The organism is Streptomyces sp. NPDC055103 (assembly GCF_053607625.1).
The window spans coordinates 15,328-34,718 of the sequence record NZ_JBSGTX010000051.1 but is presented as its reverse complement, the minus strand read 5'-3'; the positions used below and the strand labels follow the sequence as shown (position 1 = coordinate 34,718).

Annotated in this window: 16 protein-coding genes, 1 tRNA gene and 1 riboswitch; of the genes, 14 read left to right on the top strand and 3 right to left on the bottom strand. The window is 70.9% G+C overall.

Going from position 1 to position 19,391, the window contains the following annotated elements; all coding sequences use genetic code 11:
* Positions 1-108 precede the first annotated feature (108 nt).
* From ACWFR1_RS27955 to ACWFR1_RS27940, 4 genes are all read left to right on the top strand, one after another.
* On the top strand, positions 109-1,104 hold the full coding sequence (locus ACWFR1_RS27955; protein ID WP_453555749.1) for a glycosyltransferase family 2 protein: 996 nt from the start codon (positions 109-111) through the stop codon (positions 1,102-1,104).
* Positions 1,105-1,184: 80 nt separating this feature from the next.
* Positions 1,185-1,841: a SurA N-terminal domain-containing protein gene (locus tag ACWFR1_RS27950; protein WP_453555747.1), complete on the top strand. Its 657-nt coding sequence runs from the start codon at positions 1,185-1,187 to the stop codon at positions 1,839-1,841.
* Between the two features lie 153 nt (positions 1,842-1,994).
* Positions 1,995-2,954: a nucleoside triphosphate pyrophosphohydrolase gene (locus tag ACWFR1_RS27945; RefSeq protein ID WP_453555745.1), complete on the top strand. Its 960-nt coding sequence runs from the start codon at positions 1,995-1,997 to the stop codon at positions 2,952-2,954.
* Positions 2,951-3,166 carry a hypothetical protein gene (locus tag ACWFR1_RS27940; protein ID WP_453555743.1) on the top strand — a complete coding sequence of 72 codons (216 nt, stop codon included), beginning with the start codon at positions 2,951-2,953 and terminating at the stop codon, positions 3,164-3,166. The genes ACWFR1_RS27945 and ACWFR1_RS27940 overlap by 4 nt, the downstream gene beginning before the upstream one ends.
* Before the next feature lie 49 nt (positions 3,167-3,215).
* Here ACWFR1_RS27940 and ACWFR1_RS27935 read toward each other — a convergent pair whose 3' ends face one another.
* A complete protein-coding gene (locus tag ACWFR1_RS27935) occupies positions 3,216-4,430 on the bottom strand; it encodes a globin domain-containing protein (protein ID WP_453555741.1) in 1,215 nt (404 codons plus the stop codon).
* Positions 4,431-4,434: 4 nt separating this feature from the next.
* On the opposite strand from ACWFR1_RS27935, the gene ACWFR1_RS27930 reads away from it, so the two are divergent.
* The 9 genes from ACWFR1_RS27930 (at position 4,435) to ACWFR1_RS27890 (ending at position 15,220) form a co-directional block, all read left to right on the top strand.
* Positions 4,435-5,766: a cytochrome P450 family protein gene (locus tag ACWFR1_RS27930; RefSeq protein WP_453555739.1), complete on the top strand. Its 1,332-nt coding sequence runs from the start codon at positions 4,435-4,437 to the stop codon at positions 5,764-5,766.
* Positions 5,767-5,950: 184 nt separating this feature from the next.
* Entirely contained in the window at positions 5,951-7,027 is a 1,077-nt protein-coding gene (locus ACWFR1_RS27925) for a transglycosylase family protein (RefSeq protein WP_453555737.1), read from the top strand.
* A gap of 254 nt (positions 7,028-7,281) precedes the next feature.
* Positions 7,282-7,455: riboswitch (cyclic di-AMP (ydaO/yuaA leader) on the top strand.
* 3 nt (positions 7,456-7,458) lie between these two features.
* Positions 7,459-8,190, top strand: coding sequence for a transglycosylase family protein (locus ACWFR1_RS27920; protein ID WP_453555735.1), 732 nt, complete (start codon positions 7,459-7,461; stop codon positions 8,188-8,190).
* 378 nt (positions 8,191-8,568) lie between these two features.
* On the top strand, positions 8,569-9,855 hold the full coding sequence (gene eno / locus ACWFR1_RS27915; protein ID WP_015034101.1) for a phosphopyruvate hydratase: 1,287 nt from the start codon (positions 8,569-8,571) through the stop codon (positions 9,853-9,855).
* A gap of 130 nt (positions 9,856-9,985) precedes the next feature.
* Positions 9,986-10,456 (top strand): FtsB family cell division protein, encoded by a 471-nt coding sequence (locus ACWFR1_RS27910; protein ID WP_453555732.1) that lies wholly within the window; start codon positions 9,986-9,988, stop codon positions 10,454-10,456.
* Between the two features lie 41 nt (positions 10,457-10,497).
* On the top strand, positions 10,498-11,064 hold the full coding sequence (locus ACWFR1_RS27905; RefSeq protein ID WP_453555730.1) for a DUF501 domain-containing protein: 567 nt from the start codon (positions 10,498-10,500) through the stop codon (positions 11,062-11,064).
* A complete protein-coding gene (locus ACWFR1_RS27900; RefSeq protein ID WP_453555728.1) occupies positions 11,061-11,975 on the top strand; it encodes a Ppx/GppA phosphatase family protein in 915 nt (304 codons plus the stop codon). Before ACWFR1_RS27905 ends, ACWFR1_RS27900 begins: the two co-directional genes overlap by 4 nt.
* Before the next feature lie 380 nt (positions 11,976-12,355).
* Positions 12,356-13,735 carry an NAD(P)/FAD-dependent oxidoreductase gene (locus ACWFR1_RS27895; protein ID WP_453555726.1) on the top strand — a complete coding sequence of 460 codons (1,380 nt, stop codon included), beginning with the start codon at positions 12,356-12,358 and terminating at the stop codon, positions 13,733-13,735.
* Between the two features lie 171 nt (positions 13,736-13,906).
* Positions 13,907-15,220, top strand: a complete 1,314-nt coding sequence (locus ACWFR1_RS27890) for a class I SAM-dependent methyltransferase (RefSeq protein ID WP_453555724.1) — start codon at positions 13,907-13,909, stop codon at positions 15,218-15,220.
* Positions 15,221-15,381: 161 nt separating this feature from the next.
* Here ACWFR1_RS27890 and ACWFR1_RS27885 read toward each other — a convergent pair whose 3' ends face one another.
* Positions 15,382-17,919, bottom strand: coding sequence for an ABC transporter permease (locus ACWFR1_RS27885; RefSeq protein ID WP_453555722.1), 2,538 nt, complete (start codon positions 17,917-17,919; stop codon positions 15,382-15,384).
* Positions 17,920-17,988: 69 nt separating this feature from the next.
* Complete coding sequence (locus tag ACWFR1_RS27880; RefSeq protein WP_453555721.1) at positions 17,989-18,759, bottom strand: ABC transporter ATP-binding protein; 771 nt, start codon at positions 18,757-18,759, stop codon at positions 17,989-17,991.
* Positions 18,760-19,137: 378 nt separating this feature from the next.
* Here ACWFR1_RS27880 and ACWFR1_RS27875 point away from each other — a divergent pair.
* Positions 19,138-19,224 (top strand) — tRNA-Leu (locus ACWFR1_RS27875).
* The last annotated feature ends 167 nt before the right edge of the window (positions 19,225-19,391 follow it).

Here is a 19,391-nt window from a genome sequence, read left to right as displayed (position 1 = left end):
GCGCCCACCCGGGAAAGACCCGGCCCCTCGGGCCAGTTCACGCGATGGTCGCCTGGCCGTCATCCGTGCGGACCGGCCGGGTCACCGGGCTCCGTTGTCGTGGTCCGCGTGCTGCTCTCGATCGTGGTCCCGTGCTTCAACGAGGACGACGTCCTCACCCGCTTCCATGCCCGCGTGACCGAGGAATTCTCCCGTCTCGACGGGGAGTTCGAGCTGGTCTACGTGGACGACGGGAGCCGGGACCGGACCCTCCCGCTCCTCCAGGAGCTCGCCGCCGCCGACCCCGGCCGCGTCCGCTACGTCTCCTTCAGCCGCAACTTCGGCAAGGAGGCCGCGATGCTCGCCGGCCTCCGGCACGCCGCCGGCGACGCCGTCGTCATCATGGACGCCGACCTCCAGCACCCGCCGGAGCTCGTGCACCGCATGGTCGCCCTGCACGCCGAGGGGTACGACCAGGTCGTCGCCCGCCGCACCCGCGAGGGCGACCGGGTCACGCGCACCCTGACCGCCCGCCTCTACTACCGGGCGATCAACCGGCTCGTGGACGTCGAGCTCGTCGACGGCGTCGGTGACTTCCGGCTGCTCTCCCGGCGGACCGTCGACGCCCTCCTCGGCCTCGGCGAGTACAACCGCTTCTCCAAGGGCCTCTTCGCCTGGGTCGGCTTCCGCACCACGACCTTCTCGTACGAGAACGCCGTGCGCGAGGAGGGCCGCTCCAAGTGGACCTTCGGCAAGCTCCTGAACTACGGGCTCGACGGGCTCCTCTCCTTCAACAACAAGCCCCTGCGGGCCGCCGTCTACCTCGGCCTCCTCCTCGTCTCCCTCGCCTGCGTCTACGCCGCCTGGATCGTCGTCGACGCCCTCGCCAACGGTGTCGACACACCCGGCTACGTCACGCTCCTCGTCGCCGTCACGGCGCTCGCCGGCGTCCAGATGGTGATGGTCGGACTCATCGGCGAGTACGTCGGCCGCATCTACTACGAGGTGAAACGGCGCCCCCACTACCTGGTGCAGGAGACGGAGACGGGGCACGAGGAAGAGGAGTCGCGGGCCGACACCCGGGTGTCCGGTGACTCGTTGTGGGAAACAGTCGCTCCGAAGTAGTGGCTACGGCCCCGGCGACTCCCTACCATCGATCACCGCAAGGTCGTTCACCTGACGCACGACCAGCCCGGGAGGCTCCTGTGCACCGCCGCGATCGCCGCATTGCTCTCTCCGTCTCCGCCGCGCTCCTCGCGGCGCCGTTGCTCACCGCCTGCGGGAGCGACGCCCATCCAGGAGCGGCGGCCGTCGTCGGCGGCGAGCGGATCGAGGTGTCCACTCTCCAGGCGCAGGTCAAGGACGTGCGGGCCGCGCAGGCCGCCTCCCCGCAGGCGGCCCAGCTGCTCGGGACCAGCGGCGACCTCAACCGCCGCAAGCTCAACGGTCTGATCTTCGACCGGGTCGTGAGCAAGGTCGCCGACGACAACGGCGTCACCGCCACCCGGGCCGAGATCCAGAAGACGCGCACCGCGTTCGTCCAGCAGAGCGGCGGCGAGGACCGGCTCGCGGCCGTCCTCCTCCAGGAGCAGGGCGTGGCCCCCGACCAGATCGACGAGGTCGTCCGCCGCAACGTCCTCATGAACAAGATCGCCGCCAAGCTGGGGATCACCGAGACGCCCGAGGGCCAGAAGAAGCTGACGGACGTCTTCACCGCCGCGTCGAAGTCCCTCGACATCGACGTGAACCCGCGCTTCGGCGCCTGGGACGACGCACAGGTCCAGCTCGACGGCTCCTACGACGGGAGCCCGTGGCTGCGGCAGATCAGCCAGGACCCGGGCGCGTCCCAGGCCGGGGCCTGAGGGCTGCGTCCCGCGCCCTGGTCCCGAGGCCGGGCCTGAGGCCGGGCCTGAGGCCGGGGCCCGGGCCTGAGCCCCGCGCCCTGGTCCCGAGGCCCCTGCCCGAGGTCTGGTCCTGGGTCCGGTTCCCGTACCGGATCCAGGTAGGTTCGAGGGGTGACTTCTGAGAGCCCCGGCCGCATCGTCCTGCTGACCGCCAGCCACCGCGTGGCGCCCGGACTGCTGTCCTGGCCCGCGTGGCAGGCGCTGCACGGCGCGGACCGGGTGCTCTGCCCCGACGAGCACCACCCCCAGCTGCCCTACCTGAAGGACGCCGGGGTCGCCGTCGAGCACGTCCTGCCGACCGCGCAGGAGCTCGTCGAGGACTGCGCCGGAGGCCGGACGATCGTGCTGCTGCCCTCCGGCGAGGGCGACCGCGCCCTGACCGACGGGCTCGCCCGCCTCGCCGGCTCCGGCCGGGTCTCCATGCCCGACCTGGAGCTGCTCCCCGGCTCGTACGACCTGCCCGGCTCCCGCCTGCTCGACCTGGTGCAGGTCATGGACCGGATCCGCCGCGAGTGCCCCTGGTCCTCGCGGCAGACGCACAAGGACCTCACCAAGTACGGCCTCGAGGAGGCGTACGAACTTGCCGAGGCCATCGAGGAGGGCGACCGCGAGGAGCTCCGCGAGGAGCTCGGGGACGTCCTGCTCCAGGTCGTCTTCCATGCCCGCGTCGCCGAGGACGACCCGGAGGAGCCGTTCTCCGTGGACGACGTCGCCGCGACGATCGTCGAGAAGCTGATCCTCCGCCACCCGCACGTCTTCGGGGACGCGACCGCCGAGACGCCGGAGGAGGTCCGGGAGCAGTGGCTGCGGGTCAAGGCCGTCGAGAAGCAGCGGGAGTCCGTGACCGACGGCGTGCCGCTCGGCCAGCCGGGGCTCGCGCTCGCCGCGAAGCTCGCGAGCCGGGTGCGCACGGCGGGGCTCGACGTGCCCCTGCCGAAGGGCGAGGGCATCGGCTACGAGCTCCTCGGCCTCGCCGTACGGGCCGAGGCGGCCGGTGTGGACCCGGAGGCGGCCCTGCGCGCGGCGGCCCGGACGTACCGCGACGCGATCCGCGCGGCGGAGGGGCTGTGACGGAGGATCGGAAGGAGCTCCGGCGGGCGGGTGCCGCCAAGGAGTGGTCCGAGCCGACCTTCGTGGCCCTGTTCGCTGCGGTGGTGATGCTGGACGACAGTGCGCCATGGTGGGAGCTGGGCCTCTCCTCGCTGTTCGGGCTGTGGGCCCTCGCGGGGCTGGTACGGGCCACAGCGCGGCGCCTGCGCACCCGGGCGCGCGCCCGCGCTTGAGCCCCCCGCTCAACCCCCCTCGCGCGGCGCCCGCGCTTGAGCCCCCCGCTCAACCCCCCTCGCGCGGCGCCCGTGTCTCGGGGTGGTGCCAGAGGAGCTGGGGCGGGCCGAGGAGGCGTTCGGCCGCGGTGCTCGGGCGGGTCGTGAAGCGGCCGATCGCCGGGAGCGTGTCGTGGTGGATCCGGTCCGGGGCGGTGCCGAGGTCCGTCAGGACCTCGACGACCTCCGTCAGGAAGCCGGGCGGCCCGGCCGCGTACACCTCGTGCGAAGGCCACTGCTCGCAGGCCTGGAGCGCGTGGACGAGCCGTTCGGTCGCCTGGTCGCTTCGGCGGCCGGGGGCGGCGGTGATGTAGGTGACGTTCAGGCCGGGGAGACGTTCCTTCAGGGCCTCGACGTCGGGACGCCCGTACAGATGGTCCTTCGCGCGGGCCACGACGAACAGCCGGCCCTTAAGCTCCGGCTCCGCCTCGGCGGCCTCCTCCAGGAGGGCCTTCACCGGGGCCCAGCCCGTACCCGCGCATATATAGGAGCGGAGTCCGCCCGCGGGCCTGCGCGCGGTGAGGGCGCCGCCGGCGGCGCTGAGCCGCAGGACCTCGCCGGGACCGGTCTCGGCGACGAGCGCCGTGCTCATCGCGCCGCCGGGGATCCGGCTCACATGGAGGTCGAGCGTGCCGTCCGGGCGGGGCGCGTTCGCGACGGAGTAGGTGCGCCAGACGCGCGGGACGCGCGGCGAGCTGACGCTGACGTACTGGCCGGGGACGTAGGGGAAGGGCTGCCGGGGCCGCAGGGTCAGGACGGCCAGGCTGTCGCCGTACCGCTCGTGCCGGACGACGTCCGCGTCCCACCAGGCGGGCTCCCCGGCCCCGGTGGCCTCGTCGGCGCCCGCCTGCATCAGCTCGACCACGACCCCGTACGCCTCGGTCCAGGCCTTCTCCGCCTCGATGGACCACGCGGAGCCGGCGGCGCGCGCGAAGGCGCCGATCAGGCTCTCGCCGACGGCGGCGTACAGCGCGGGCGAGGCCAGGAACTTGCGGTGGTCGCGCCCGAGGTGCCCCAGATAGGCGGCGAGGGCGGGGTCCTCCAGGTGGGTCACCACATGCGTCAGCGCCGCGAACAGCCGGTCCCGCTGGGGAACCATGTCCTCGGGGAAGAGCGCCCGCACACCGGGGTTGTTCCAGAACAGGTGCGAGTAGAAGAAGGTGACGGCTTGCTCGGCCCGTCTCTCGACGATCGCGAACGTGCTTCTGATCAGCTGGGGATCCACTGACATGAATCTAGGGCACGCCGGACACCACTTGATCACGCAGTCTCCACATATCGGTGCTCCGAGGGCCGCCCTGTACGGTCGGGGAGTGAGTAACGACCCCGCCCCCGAGCTCTTCACCTGGGAGTTCGCCAGCGATCCGTACCCCGCCTACGCCTGGCTGCGGGAGCACGCGCCCGTGCACCGGACGAAGCTGCCCAGCGGGGTCGAGGCCTGGCTCGTGACCCGGTACGGAGACGCCCGCCAGGCCCTCGCCGACCAGCGTCTCTCCAAGAACCCGGCGCACCACGACGAGTCCCCGCACGCGAAGGGGAAGACGGGCATCCCGGGGGAGCGCAAGGCCGAGCTGATGACGCATCTGCTCAACATCGACCCGCCGGACCACACCCGGCTGCGGCGGCTCGTGTCGAAGGCCTTCACGCCGCGCCGGGTCGCGGAGTTCACGCCGCGCGTGCAGGAGCTGACCGACCGGCTCATGGACGAGTTCGTGGAGAAGGGCAGCGCCGACCTCATCCACGAGTTCGCTTTCCCGCTCCCCATCTACGCGATCTGCGACCTCCTCGGCGTGCCGCCGGAGGACCAGGACGACTTCCGGGACTGGGCCGGGATGATGATCCGGCACGGCGGCGGGCCGCGCGGCGGGGTCGCCCGGTCGGTGAAGAAGATGCGCGGCTACCTCGCGGAGCTGATCCACCGCAAGCGCGAGGAGCCCGGCGAGGACCTCATCTCGGGGCTCATCAGGGCCTCCGACCACGGTGAGCACCTCACCGAGAACGAGGCGGCCGCCATGGCCTTCATCATTCTCTTCGCCGGTTTCGAGACGACCGTGAACCTGATCGGCAACGGGGTCTACCAGTTGCTCCGCCATCCCGAGCAGCGGGAGCGGCTCCAGGCCTCGGTCGCGGCGGGGGAGACCGGGCTCCTGGAGACGGGGATCGAGGAGCTGCTGCGGTACGACGGGCCGGTCGAGATGGCCACCTGGCGGTACGCGACGGAGGCGCTGACCATCGGCGGACAGGAGATCCCGGCGGGCGACCCGGTGCTCGTGGTGCTCGCCGCCGCGAACCGGGACCCGGAGCGGTTCGCGGACGCGGACACGCTGGACCTGTCCCGGCGCGACAACCAGCACCTCGGGTACGGGCACGGCATCCACTACTGCCTGGGAGCGCCGCTCGCCCGCCTGGAGGGCCAGGCCGCGCTCGCGACGTTGCTGACTCGTCTGCCCGATCTGCGACTTGCCGCCGATCCGGCCGAACTCCGGTGGCGCGGAGGGCTCATCATGCGCGGATTGCGCACACTTCCAGTGGAATTCTCCCCTTCCGTACGGGTGCGGTGAACTGACGAGTCGTCAGGACTGTGATCTTTACGTGATCGGGGGTCCATCGACTTGTGACGAGCGTTCGAATGCCGCTACGTTTCCCGGCAGTCTCAGCCGTCACGCGAAAGGCCTCCGTATGCGCTCCGGGAACGGACGACACCGTCGACCCCGTCAGGCCCCCGCCATCGTCGTCGCCGCGGGAGTGACCGGATCCGCCCTGGCACTGCCGTTGCTCGCCGCCGGCTCCGCCTCCGCCGCCGACGCCGCGACCTGGGACCGGGTCGCCGAGTGCGAGTCCGGCGGCCAGTGGAGCGCCAACTTCGGCAACGGCATGTACGGCGGCCTCCAGTTCACCCAGGACAGCTGGGAGCGGAACGGCGGCCTCGCGTACGCGCCCAGCCCCGACCTGGCCAGCCGCGCCCAGCAGATCGCGATCGCCGACAAGGCTCTCGCCGCCGGCAGTACCGACTGGGCCACCTGCGCGCCCATCGCCGGACTGAGGAACGACGGCGCGGCCACCGGCATCGACCCCGGCCCGGCCGCGGCCACGAAGGCGCCCACGGGGCCCGTCGCGGAGTCGAACCGCACCGCGGGCGTCCCGGCCACCTCCTCGGAGGCCACCGCCGCGGCGAAGGCCGCAGAGGAGGCCGAGAAGGCGGCCGAGGCCGCGAAGGGCGCCGAGCCGTCCCGTGACGCGTCGACGGCCCCCGCCTCGCCCACCACGCCGGTCAGCCCGACCGCGCCGGTGACGGGGGCCACGCCCACCGCTCCGGGCGCCGCGGCCACCCCGGGGACTCCCGGCAAGCCCTCGGGCCCGGTCTCGCCGACCGCCCCGGGCGCACCGGCCACCCCGACCACGCCCGATGCGTCCCTTACGCCCGTATCGCCCGGAACGCCGACAGGTGACGCCACGTCGGCCGCGCCCGGCGGTGGCAAGCACCGGGGCGAGGCCGCCTCGGAGGAAACCGGCAAGGCGGACACTTCAGCCGAATCGGGCCGACACGCTTCATCGACGGACAAGCTGGCGGAAAACCCTGCCGCGACGCCGACGGCTGACGAGGTGAAGAATCCGGGCACAACGGACAGTCAGGACGCTTCGGGCGCCTACACCGTGCAGCCCGGTGACAACCTGTCCGAGATTGCGCAGGAGAACGAACTCCCCGGCGGCTGGAACGCCCTCTACGACGCCAACCGCGGGACCGTGGGTACCGATCCGGACCTCATCGTCCCTGGTCAGAGCCTCGACCTGACGGTCGGTTCGAAGGCGGCGGCGGGGTAGTTCGGGAGCGTATGTCCGGTTCTGGGCAAGTGAGACATGGGTCTCTTCGCCTCAACTGGCGTGTCCCGTCCGCGAACTTTGCTCCCGTCACCTCCCACCTGCGCAAACACCCCCCACCGGAAGGCAAGTAGGGGCGATATTTCCGCAATATGCCTCTTTGAACTTCCGGTGGGTCTGTGTCTACGGTCGTAACCGCTCGCCACCGCGGGCCCCGTCGACCGAAACGCCGAATCCTGCCGTCGGCCGATGGGAACGTCGCGTAAGCGCCGTAGGCAGGAGCGGGGGACCCAAGGTAAGTGCCGACCCCGGCCGTTGAAGCAGACGGCCGACGATCGGCTAGGGGTTAAGTCGCGTGCTAGGACACGCGGCCGGACAACTCATTGGTCCGAACCCGACAGCTCACCTCGTAGGCGTCGGTGAGGAGAATCTCCATGCTGTTTTCCGGCAAGGGCAAACACCGCCGTCCCTCCAAGGCCACCCAGGTCGTCACGCTCGTCGGCGTCACCGGTGTCGCCGTCGCCGCCCCGCTGATGACCGCGGGCACCGCCTCGGCCGCCACGTCCTCCGAGTGGGACCGCGTCGCCCAGTGCGAGTCCGGTGGCAACTGGTCCATCAACACCGGCAACGGCTACTACGGCGGCCTGCAGTTCTCGGCCTCCACCTGGGCCGCGTACGGCGGCACCGCCTACGCCTCGACCGCCAACCAGGCGTCGAAGTCCCAGCAGATCGCCATCGCCGAGAAGGTCCTCGCGGGCCAGGGCAAGGGCGCCTGGCCGTCCTGCGGCGTCGGCCTCTCCGGTGCCTCGTACGACGGCGGCTCCGCCGAGAGCGCGCCGCAGCAGAGCACCGAGCAGCCGCGGCAGCAGTCGCAGCGCTCGACCGAGCAGCCGACGACCCGCAGCGAGCAGCGCCAGGCCCCGAAGAAGGCCACGCAGCAGTCCGCCGCGCCGAAGGCCGCCACCAAGAAGACGGTCACCACCCCGACCGGCAAGGTCGTCAAGAAGGGCGACGGCGAGTACAAGGTCGTCGCCGGCGACACCCTCAGCAAGATCGCCCAGGCGCACGGCGTCAAGGGTGGCTGGGCCCAGCTCTTCGAGCTGAACAAGGACGTCGTCGACGACGCCGACCTCATCTACGTGGGCCAGCAGCTCCACCTCAAGTGAGCCCGGCGGCTCGGGTGAGTCCGGCGGCTCACCCGGCCCCTACGACCCTCCCGCGGTGACCACCCCGGTCCGGCGCGCCCTTCCCCCGTGCGCGCCGGACCGGGGTTCCGTGTGTCCGGGGTCCCCCTCCTCTTGTCCGGGGCCCCCTCCTCTTATAGGGCGACTTCCGCACCGGCGCCTCTCTCGGGCGACTTCATGGTTACTGTCCAGTAGATCTGGGGTCCTTCGTCCCGAGATGCCTGCCCTTGGGTCCTTTTTCGTCCCAGCGGGCGGGCGCACGGCTGGCCGCAGCCCCGGAGCCGGTTAGGCTCTTGTCGCAAGGCCGAGCGACCCTGCACCGGCCATGCGTCACATCCAGCGTCACATCCCAAAAAGGAGATGCTCGTGCCGTCCATCGACGTCGTCGTAGCCCGGGAAATCCTGGACTCCCGAGGCAACCCCACGGTCGAGGTCGAGGTCGGCCTCGACGACGGCAGCACCGGTCGTGCTGCTGTTCCGTCCGGCGCCTCCACCGGTGCGTTCGAGGCCATCGAGCTTCGCGACGGTGACCCGAACCGCTACCTGGGCAAGGGTGTCGAGAAGGCCGTCCTCGCCGTCATCGAGCAGATCGGCCCGGAGCTCGTCGGCTACGACGCCACCGAGCAGCGCCTGATCGACCAGGCCATGTTCGACCTCGACGCCACCGAGAACAAGGGCTCCCTCGGCGCCAACGCCATCCTGGGCGTCTCCCTCGCCGTCGCGCACGCCGCGTCCGAGGCCTCGGACCTCCCGCTCTTCCGCTACCTCGGCGGCCCGAACGCGCACCTGCTGCCCGTTCCGATGATGAACATCCTCAACGGTGGGTCGCACGCCGACTCCAACGTCGACATCCAGGAGTTCATGATCGCCCCGATCGGCGCGGAGTCCTTCTCCGAGGCCCTTCGCTGGGGTGCGGAGATCTACCACACCCTCAAGGCCGTGCTGAAGCGCAAGGGCCTCTCCACCGGCCTCGGCGACGAGGGCGGCTTCGCGCCGAACCTCGAGTCGAACCGCGCCGCCCTCGACCTCATCGTCGAGGCCATCAAGGAGGCCGGCTACACCCCGGGCTCCGACGTCGCGCTCGCGCTCGACGTCGCCGCGTCCGAGTTCTACAAGGACGGCAAGTACGAGTTCGAGGGCAAGTCCCGCTCGGCCGCCGAGATGACCGAGTACTACGAGGAGCTCGTCTCCGCGTACCCGATGGTCTCCATCGAGGACCCGCTGTACGAGGACGACTGGGCGGGCTGGAAGGTCCTCACCGACAAGCTGGGCACCAAGGTCCAGATCGTCGGCGACGACCTCTTCGTCACCAACCCGGAGCGCCTCGCCCGCGGCATCGAGGAGGGCACCGCGAACGCCCTCCTGGTCAAGGTCAACCAGATCGGCTCGCTGACCGAGACCCTGGACGCCGTCGAGCTGGCCCAGCGCAACGGCTTCAAGTGCATGATGTCCCACCGCTCCGGCGAGACCGAGGACGTCACCATCGCCGACCTCGCCGTCGCCGTGAACTGCGGTCAGATCAAGACCGGCGCCCCGGCCCGCTCGGACCGCGTCGCCAAGTACAACCAGCTGCTGCGCATCGAGGAGATCCTCGACGACGCCGCGGTCTACGCCGGCCGCAGCGCCTTCCCGCGCTTCAAGGGCTGAGCGACAGAACGACCGGTCAGCTGATCAGCTGATCAAGGACGAGCTTCTCTGAAGCCGCCTCCGTACGTCCCCGTACTCGGTCCCGTACCGTGTGCGGGGACGTACGTATGAACAGGGGAGGCGACACGACATGGCCGCGAAGGACCGGGACCGGTTCTCGACCGCGACCCGGATCAGGCTGCTCGGCGAGCAGACCGCCGCCCGTGTCTACCGCTCCCAGAACCGCCGCCAGGCCCGCCGCTCCCGGCTCACCGGCCGCGCGGCCTTCCTCGCGCTGGTCGTCTGCTCCCTCGTCGTCGCCCTCGCCTACCCGATGCGGAGCTACGTCTCCCAGCAGGGCGAGATCGCCGACCAGGAACGCAGGGCGGCCGAGGCCGCCGAGCGGGTCGAGGAGCTGCGGGACGAGAAGGCCCGCCTCCAGGACCCGGCCTACGTCCGCCGCCTCGCCCGCGAGCACCTGCACTACGTGCTGCCCGGCGAGACCGGCTTCACCGTGAACGACCCCGACGCGGAGCAGCGGCCCCGCGCCGACCAGGGAGCGGCGGAACGCCCCTGGTACGACAACCTCTGGGACGGCGTCGACCACGCCGACCGCCCCTGACCCCTCCGCTCCGCGACAACGATCAAGGCAACCGAAAAAACATGGAAACGCCCCCTCCGCAGACCGACCGCACCGAGCCCACCGACGCGGACATCGCCGCCTTCGAGCTGCAGCTCGGCCGGCCGCCCCGCGGCCTGCGCGCCATCGCGCACCGCTGCCCGTGCGGCAACCCGGACGTCGTCGAGACCGCGCCGCGGCTCCCCGACGGCACGCCGTTCCCGACGACGTACTACCTGACCTGCCCCCGGGCGGCCTCCGCCATCGGCACCCTTGAGGCCAACGGGGTCATGAAGGAGATGCAGGCCCGGCTCGCCACCGACCCGGAGCTCGCCGCCGCCTACCGGGCCGCGCACGAGGACTACATCGCCCGCCGTGACGCGATCGAGGTCCTGGAGGGCTTCCCGAGCGCCGGCGGCATGCCGGACCGGGTCAAGTGCCTGCACGTCCTCGTCGGCCACTCGCTGGCCGCCGGCCCCGGGGTCAACCCGTTCGGCGACGAGGCGCTCGCGATGCTGCCGGAGTGGTGGGCGAAGGGCGCGTGCGTGACGCCGTGCGCGGACAAGACCGAGGGCAAGACCGAGGACAAGGCAGAGGGGAAGGGCGAGTGACCCGGGTCGCCGGAATCGACTGCGGTACGAACTCCATCCGCCTCCTCGTCGCCGACGTGCACCCCGATACGGGTGACCTCGTCGAGCTGGACCGGCGGATGACGATCGTCCGGCTCGGGCAGGGCGTCGACCGGACGGGCCGGCTCGCACCCGAGGCCCTGGAGCGCACCTTCGCGGCCTGCCGCGAGTACGCCGCGGTCATCAAGGAGCTGGGCGCCGAGAAGCTCCGCTTCGTCGCCACCTCCGCCTCGCGCGACGCCGAGAACCGCGACGACTTCGTGAACGGGGTCATGGACATCCTGGGCGTCGAGCCCGAGGTGATCACCGGCGACCAGGAGGCCGCGTTCTCCTTCACCGGCGCCACCGGCGAGCTGCACGGCGACGACCGGCGGCTGGTCGTGGACATCGGCGGCGGCTCCACCGAGTTCGTGGTCGGCAACAAGCACGTCGAGGCCGCCCGCTCCGTCGACATCGGCTGCGTCCGGCTGACCGAGCGGCACGTCCGCCACGACCCGCCGACCGCCGAGGAGGTCGCCGCGATCCGCGCCGACGTCCGGGCCGCGCTCGACCTGGCCGCGGAGACCGTGCCGATCGGCACGGCGGAGACCCTCGTCGGGCTCGCCGGCTCGGTCACCACCGTCGCCGCGATCGCCCTCGGGCTCACGGAGTACGACTCGGAGAAGATCCACCACTCCCGGATCTCCGCCGAGCAGGTCGCCGAGGTGACCGACCGGCTCGTCGCCTCCACGCACGACGAGCGGACCGCGATCGCCGTCATCCACCCGGGCCGGGTCGACGTGATCATCGCCGGAGCGCTCGTCCTCAGGGAGATCGTGGAGCGCGTCGGAGCGACCGAGGTCGTCGTCAGCGAGCACGACATCCTCGATGGGATCGCCCTATCCGTCGCATAGTGGGCAGCTATCGAGCGTCCTGACGAGATGGCGTCGGGAAAGTTCGTGAAGTTCTTCACAAGGAAAAGGGTCCTGATGGCGCCCGAAGGGGGTTCGAGGGGGTTCTTTGGGCCCTCCGAGGGGCGTCTCAGGGCCCTTTCGTAGGCGCGGGGGCCACTTCGCTCGTTGTTTCCATCGTGTGAACGCACCCGGTGGTTCAGCGTTAACGAGGCCTCTCCAGGCCAGTTCACGGGGGGTGAACAACGTTCGCCCCCGCACCGCGGTTCCTTTGCACTGTCATGACATGGATCACGTGGGCGGCGGAGTGTAGCAGAGGTGCGCCAGGACCTTGTGAAGGGGCGCACGAGCAACCCCCCATGGCTGGGTGGATACTCGATCCCATGAGCACCACGGAGCGTCCCAGGATCCTCGTAGTAGGCGGCGGGTACGTAGGCCTGTACGCAGCTCGGCGCATCCTCAAGAAGATGCGCTACGCGGAAGCGACCGTCACGGTCGTCGACCCGCGGTCGTACATGACCTACCAGCCCTTCCTGCCCGAAGCCGCCGCCGGCAGCATCTCGCCGAGGCACGTCGTCGTCCCGCTGCGACGCGTCCTCCCCAAGGCCGAGGTGCTCACCGGTCGGGTCACCACCATCGACCAGGACCGCAAGGTCGCCACCGTCGCGCCGCTCGTCGGCGAGGCGTACGAGCTGCCCTTCGACTACCTCGTCATCGCGATGGGCGCGGTCTCCCGCACCTTCCCGATCCCCGGCCTCGCCGAGCAGGGCATCGGCATGAAGGGCATCGAGGAGGCCATCGGCCTGCGCAACCACGTCCTCGAGCAGCTCGACAAGGCCGACTCGACCACCGACGAGGAGGTCCGCCGCAAGGCGCTGACCTTCGTCTTCGTGGGCGGCGGCTTCGCCGGCGCGGAGACCATCGGCGAGGTCGAGGACCTGGCCCGTGACGCGTCGAAGTACTACCAGAACGTCAAGCGCGAGGACATGCGCTTCGTCCTGGTCGACGCGGCCGACAAGATCCTCCCCGAGGTGGGCCCCAAGCTCGGCCAGTACGGCAAGGAGCACCTCGAGGGCCGCGGTATCGAGATCTACCTCGAGACCTCGATGGACTCCTGCGTCGACGGCCACGTCGTGCTGAAGAACGGCCTCGAGGTCGACTCCAACACGATCGTGTGGACCGCCGGCGTGAAGCCGAACCCGGCGCTCTCCCGCTTCGGTCTGCCGCTCGGCCCCCGCGGCCACGTGGACTGCAACGAGAAGCTCCAGATCAACGGCCTCGACTACGCGTGGGCCGCGGGCGACAACGCCCAGGTGCCGGACATGGTCGGCCGCAGGGCCGGCAACCCGAACGCCTGGTGCCCGCCGAACGCCCAGCACGCGCTGCGTCAGGCGAAGGTCCTCGGTGACAACGTGGTGGCCGGCATGCGCGGCTTCCCGCAGGCCGAGTACAGCCACGCCAACAAGGGTGCCGTGGCCGGCCTCGGCCTCCACAAGGGCGTCGCGATGATCGTCATGGGCAAGGTGAAGATCAAGCTCAAGGGCCGTCTCGCCTGGTACATGCACCGCGGCTACCACGGCATGGCCATGCCGACCTGGAACCGCAAGATCCGCGTCTTCGCGGACTGGACCCTCGCGATGTTCCTCAAGCGCGAGGTCGTCTCGCTCGGCGCCATCGAGACGCCGCGCGAGGAGTTCTACGAGGCCGCCAAGCCCGCCCCCGCCCCGGCCGCGCCGGCGCAGGAGAAGGCCAAGGCCTCCTAAGGCACCGCGGTACACGCAACACCCCGAAAGGGCCGTCCGCCATCCGTGGTGCGGACGGCCCTTCGCGTGTTTTGCCGACTCGTTGCGCTGCGCCGGGAAGGCAAACGCCTACCCAGGGTGTTCCCTTGGTGACGAGCATTTCTGGGGCACGAGATCACGGAGGTGTGCACCATGGCCGACGCCGCGTCGCGGCTGACGACTCTCGCCGAGGAACTCCTCGGAGGACCGCTCCCGGTCCGTCTGCGAGCCTGGGACGGCAGTGAGGCCGGGCCCGCGGGAGCCCCCGTCCTGATCGTCCGCGACCGCCGTGCCCTGCGGAGAATGATCTGGAAGCCCGGCGAACTGGGCCTGGCCCGCGCCTGGGTGGCCGGGGAGCTCGACGTCGAGGGAGACCTGTACGAGGTCCTGGACCGGATCTCGGGCCTCCTCTGGGAGCGCCCCGAGGACACCAGGAGTCGCCTGAAGGCCCTGCGCGACTCCGTACGCGACCCGAGGCTCCGCGCCGCCGCCCGCGCCCTGCTGCGGCTCGCCGGGCCCCTGCCGCCCCCGCCGCCGCCCGCCGAGGAGATGCGCGGCCGCAGCGGCCACAGCCACAGCAGGCGCCGCGACAAGCAGGCGATCAGCCACCACTACGACGTGGGCAACGACTTCTACGAGATCGTCCTCGGCCCGTCCATGGTCTACTCCTGCGCCTACTGGACGGAGGACGGGACCCTGGAGGACGCCCAGCGCGACAAGCTGGACCTCATCGCCCGCAAGCTGAACCTCCGGGAGGGCGACCGGCTCCTCGACGTGGGATGCGGCTGGGGCTCCATGGCCCTGCACGCCGCCCGCGAGTACGGCGCCCGGGTCGTCGGCGTCACCCTCTCCCGCGAGCAGGCCGCCTACGCCCGCAAGCGCGTCGCCGACGAGGGCCTCACCGACCTCGTCGAGATCCGCGTCCAGGACTACCGGGACGTCTCCGACGGCCCGTACGACGCGATCTCCTCGATCGGCATGGCCGAGCACGTCGGGGCGGTGAAGTACCGGGAGTACGCCGACACCCTCTACGGGCTCCTCAAGCCCGGCGGACGCCTTCTCAACCACCAGATCTCCCGCCGCCCCGAGCCCGACGAGGAGGCCTACGAGATCGACCCGTTCATCGACGCGTACGTCTTCCCCGACGGTGAACTCGCCCCCATGGGGCGGACGTTGTCCACCCTGGAGGAGGCCGGCTTCGAGGTCCGTGACGTCGAGGCGCTCCGCGAGCACTACGCGCTGACGCTGCGCCGCTGGGTGGCCAACCTGGAGCGGGAGTGGGACCGGGCGGTCCGGCTCACCTCGCCCGGCCGGGCGAGGATCTGGCGGCTCTACATGGCGGCGTCGGCCGTCTCCTTCGAGCGGAACCGGATCGGCGTGAACCAGTTCCTCGCGGTGAGGACGCCGCCCGTGGGGACGAGCGGGACGGCGCTGCGGCCGCGCGTCTGGAACGAGAAGTCGGACTGACGAGAGGTCGGACTGACGAGAAGTCGGACTGACGAGAAGTCGGACTGACGAGAGGTCGGGCTGGCCGACGAGAAGACGGACCGACGAGACGACGGACCGCCGTACGTACGGCGAAGGGCCGGGCTCCCGGGTGGGAGACCGGCCCTTCGCCGTATCCGCGTCTACTCGGCCTTGATGGCGGAGAGCATGTTCAGCCTCGCCGCGCTCCGGGCCGGCCACAGGGAGGCGAGGACGCCGACCAGGGCGGCCAGGACCAGGAAGAGGCCGATCCGGTCCCAGGGCAGGACCAGGGAGTAGCCCGGCAGGCTGTCGGCGAAGGTCTCGCCGAGCGCCCAGCCGAGGAACGCTCCCAGACCGATGCCGACGACCGCGCCGAACACCGAGATGACGACGGCCTCCAGACGGACCATCCGCTTCACGCGGCGCCGGTCGAGACCGATCGCCCGCAGCATGCCGATCTCCTGCTGCCGTTCGAAGACGGACATCGCGAGGGTGTTGACGACGCCGAGGACCGCGATGAGCAGGGCCATGCCCAGCAGGCCGTACATGATGTTGAGCATGATGTTGATCGGGCCGCCGAAGGAGTCACGGATCTCCTTGTGGTCCATGACGGTGATGGCCGGGTTGTCGCCCATGGCCTTCGACAGGGCCTTCTCGTGGGCGTCGGAGGCGCCGCCCTCCGTGGAGACGTAGATCTCCCGCGTGTAGGGCTGCTGCTCGTGCGCGGACAGCGTCTTCTTGTCGATGAGGACGGGCGAGACGAACTCGCTTCCCTCGTAGATCGCGCCGACCGTCAGCGTGGCCTTCTGCTTGTCCATGTACGCGACCGGGACGGCGGCGCCGACCTTCAGGCCGCGCTTCTCCGCCGTCTTCGACTCGACGGCGATCGCGCCCTTGCCGAGGGAGCCCAGCGAGCCCTCCACGACGTGGAGCTTCAGCACCTTCTCGACGGCGCCGGGGGTGACGCCGGAGGCGGAGACGAAGTCGCCCTTGATCTCCAGGGCGCCGGCCTGCTGCGGGGAGACCGCGGTGACGCCGGGGGCGTTCTCCAGGGCGGTCAGTGCCTCCGGGCCGAGACCCTGGCCGGCGCCGTCGGCCATCGTGATCATGTAGTCGGCCTTGATCTGGTCGACCGTCATCTTGTCGATGGCCGTGCCGACCGTGGCGCCGATCACCGAGAGGCCGGTGACGAGGGTGAGACCGATGGCGAGCGCGGAGGCGGTGGCGCCGGTGCGGCGCGGGTTGCGGACCGCGTTGAGGCCGGCGAGCTTGCCGGAGACGCCGAAGACGTTCACGAAGAGCGGCCGGAGTACGGCGATCACGGGCCGGGACAGCATCGGGATCAGCACGATGACACCGATGAGGGTGACGAACGCGCCGCCCGCGATGAGCATGCGGCCCTCGTCGCCGCCCTGGCCGGCGCCGAGCACGATCAGGACGACACCGAGCGCGGTGAGCGCGGCGCCGATGGAGTTCCGGACGACGAGCGACTTGGTGCTCGCGGTGGCGTGGACGCTGCTCATGGCGGCGACCGGCGGGATCTTCGCGGCGCGGCGGCCGGGCAGCCAGGCGGCGAGCATCGTGATGAGGACACCGACGGAGAAGGCGGCGACGAGCGGGGTGGCGCCGAGGACGAGATCGCCGGCCGGGACCTTCATGTCGAAGGCGCTCATGGCGGAGCGGAGACCGGCCGCGAGGCCGACGCCGAGGACGTAGCCGACGGCGGAGGCGACCAGGCCGACCAGACCGGCCTCGGCGAGGACGGAGCGGGTGATCTGCTTGCGCGAGGCACCGACCGCGCGCATCAGGGCCAGTTCCTTGGTGCGCTGGGCGACCAGCATGGTGAAGGTGTTGGAGATCAGGAAGATCCCGACGAAGAGCGCGATGCCGGCGAAGCCGAGGAGGATCTGGTTGAGCATGCCGAGGCCGGCCTCGATGTCCTTGGCCTGCTGGTCGGCGAGGGCCTCGCCGGTCTGCGCGGTGGCGGCCTTCGGTACGACCTTCAGGACCTCGTCGAGGAGCTTGTCCGCGTCGGCGCCGGGGGCGGCGGTGACGGCCAGGTCCTGGAAGTAGCCGGGCTTCAGGTAGAGCTTCTGCGCGACGGCGTTGTCGAAGACGACCAGGCTGCCGCCGGCGTTGACGGCGCCGTCGTCGGTGGAGAAGACACCGGAGAGGGTGTACTCCTTCACCGGGCCGTTGGTGGCGACGCGGACGGTGTCGCCGACCTTGTAGCCGCCCTTCGCGGCGGTGTCCTTGTCCAGGGCGACCTGGCCGGCCTCGACCGGTCCGGCGCCCGCGGTGAAGGTGTACGCGCGGTCCTCGCCGTCCTTGCCGGGGGCGAAGTTGGCGCCCTTGTTGGCCCAGCCGAGGCCGATCAGCTTGCCGTCCTTGTCGGGCACTCCGGCGAAGCCGTCGACGCGCGGGGTGACGGAGGCGACCCCGTCGAGGCCCGCGACCTCGTCGACGACCTGCTGGGAGAGGCCGGGGGTCTTCCGGGCCTCCTCGGGGTCCGGCCGCATGCTGACGGCGACGGCGACGTCGTCGTAGCTCTTCGCGGACTGGTTGCGGAAGGCCTGGGAGAGGGTGTCGGTGAAGACGAGGGTGCCGGAGACGAAGGCCACGCCGAGCATCACGGCGAGGACGGTCATCAGCAGTCTCGCCTTGTGCGCGAGGACGTTGCGCAGGGCGGTACGGAACATGGGTGTGTCCTGAAGGAGGGTGGGGCGGGACGGAGGTCGGGGCGGCGCGACGCTGCGGCGTCGTCCGCGTCAGCTCGTACGGCCCTTGGCGTCGAAGGCCTTCATGCGGTCGAGCACCCCGTCGGCCGTCGGGTGCAGCATCTCGTCGACGATCCGGCCGTCGGCGAGGAAGATCACGCGGTCCGCGTAGGAGGCGGCGACCGGGTCGTGGGTGACCATGACGACGGTCTGGCCGAGCTCGCGGACCGAGTTGCGCAGGAAGCCGAGGACCTCGGCGCCGGAGCGCGAGTCCAGGTTTCCGGTCGGCTCGTCGCCGAAGATGATCTCGGGGCGGGAGGCCAGGGCGCGGGCCACGGCCACGCGCTGCTGCTGGCCGCCGGAGAGTTCGGTCGGGCGGTGGCTGAGCCGGGCGGAGATGCCGAGCATGTCGATGACCTGCTGGACCCACTGCTTGTCGGGCTTGCGGCCCGCGATGTCCATCGGCAGCGTGATGTTCTCCAGCGCCGTCAGCGTCGGCAGCAGGTTGAAGGCCTGGAAGATGAAGCCGATCTTGTCCCGGCGGAGCTGCGTGAGCTGCTTGTCCTTGAGGGTGGAGAGTTCCGTCTCGCCGATCCGTACGGAGCCGGAGGAGAAGGAGTCCAGGCCGGCGACGCAGTGCATCAGCGTCGACTTGCCGGAGCCGGAGGGGCCCATGATCGCGGTGAACTCGCCCTGCCGGAAGTCGACGGTGACGTGGTCGAGCGCGACCACCTGGGTCTCGCCCTGTCCGTAGACCTTCGAGAGGTCCGTGGCGCGGGCGGCCACCGCGGTGGCACGGGACACGGTGGGGGTGGTGGTCACGAGGGGACTCCTGTCACTGCGGGGCTGCTGCGGGAACCCCTTCATCGTGTCGGGCGTTCCGGCCCGTGGCGTCCGTCCACGTGCCCGTTCTCGGGGCAGCCTGGAGTCGGACCGGAGCCCCGGATCGTCCTCCTGAGGTATGACGGCGACCCTGACGGGCGGCTTCGAGCCGAGGTGACAGACGTGCGACGACTTTTCGTCATTCCGGTGGGCGCGGCTTTGCGCCTGCGACCCCTGTCACAGTTCGGCGAAAACGCCCTCACCTGCACTGACGCACCCTCAGGCGTCAATAAAATAAGACAACATCGGGCCGATGTTCCGCTGAACGAGGGAAGGGGCCCGGATAGGCTCCTGTGCCAACGCGGAGCCTCGCGCAACGCCCGGATGGTGGAATACGCAGACACGGCGAGCTTAAACCTCGCTGGCCCTCGGGCCGTACCGGTTCAAGTCCGGTTCCGGGCACCACCCCGGGCCGCAGGCGAGTGCCTGGGGCCCGGCGCAGGAGGGCGGGGCGGAGCCCGTGAGCCGGCCGGGGCGGAGCCCGTGCGGCGGCCGGCTCCGGTGTCGGGGGAGGCCGAAGCCTTCCGGGAAAAGATCCTCCCCGAGCACTAGGGAGTTTCTTTTGCCTACGC

Bases quoted from the DNA above. Each gene is read 5' to 3' on its own strand.
- ACWFR1_RS27930 (WP_453555739.1), top strand. From the start codon at position 4,435: ATGAATCTAGGGCACGCCGGACACCACTTGATCACGCAGTCTCCACAT.
- ACWFR1_RS27920 (WP_453555735.1), top strand. From the start codon at position 7,459: ATGCTGTTTTCCGGCAAGGGCAAACACCGCCGTCCCTCCAAGGCCACC.
- eno (WP_015034101.1), top strand. From the start codon at position 8,569: ATGCTCGTGCCGTCCATCGACGTCGTCGTAGCCCGGGAAATCCTGGAC.
- ACWFR1_RS27910 (WP_453555732.1), top strand. From the start codon at position 9,986: ATGGCCGCGAAGGACCGGGACCGGTTCTCGACCGCGACCCGGATCAGG.
- ACWFR1_RS27905 (WP_453555730.1), top strand. From the start codon at position 10,498: ATGGAAACGCCCCCTCCGCAGACCGACCGCACCGAGCCCACCGACGCG.
- ACWFR1_RS27895 (WP_453555726.1), top strand. From the start codon at position 12,356: ATGAGCACCACGGAGCGTCCCAGGATCCTCGTAGTAGGCGGCGGGTAC.
- ACWFR1_RS27890 (WP_453555724.1), top strand. From the start codon at position 13,907: ATGGCCGACGCCGCGTCGCGGCTGACGACTCTCGCCGAGGAACTCCTC.
- ACWFR1_RS27885 (WP_453555722.1), bottom strand. From the start codon at position 17,919: ATGTTCCGTACCGCCCTGCGCAACGTCCTCGCGCACAAGGCGAGACTG.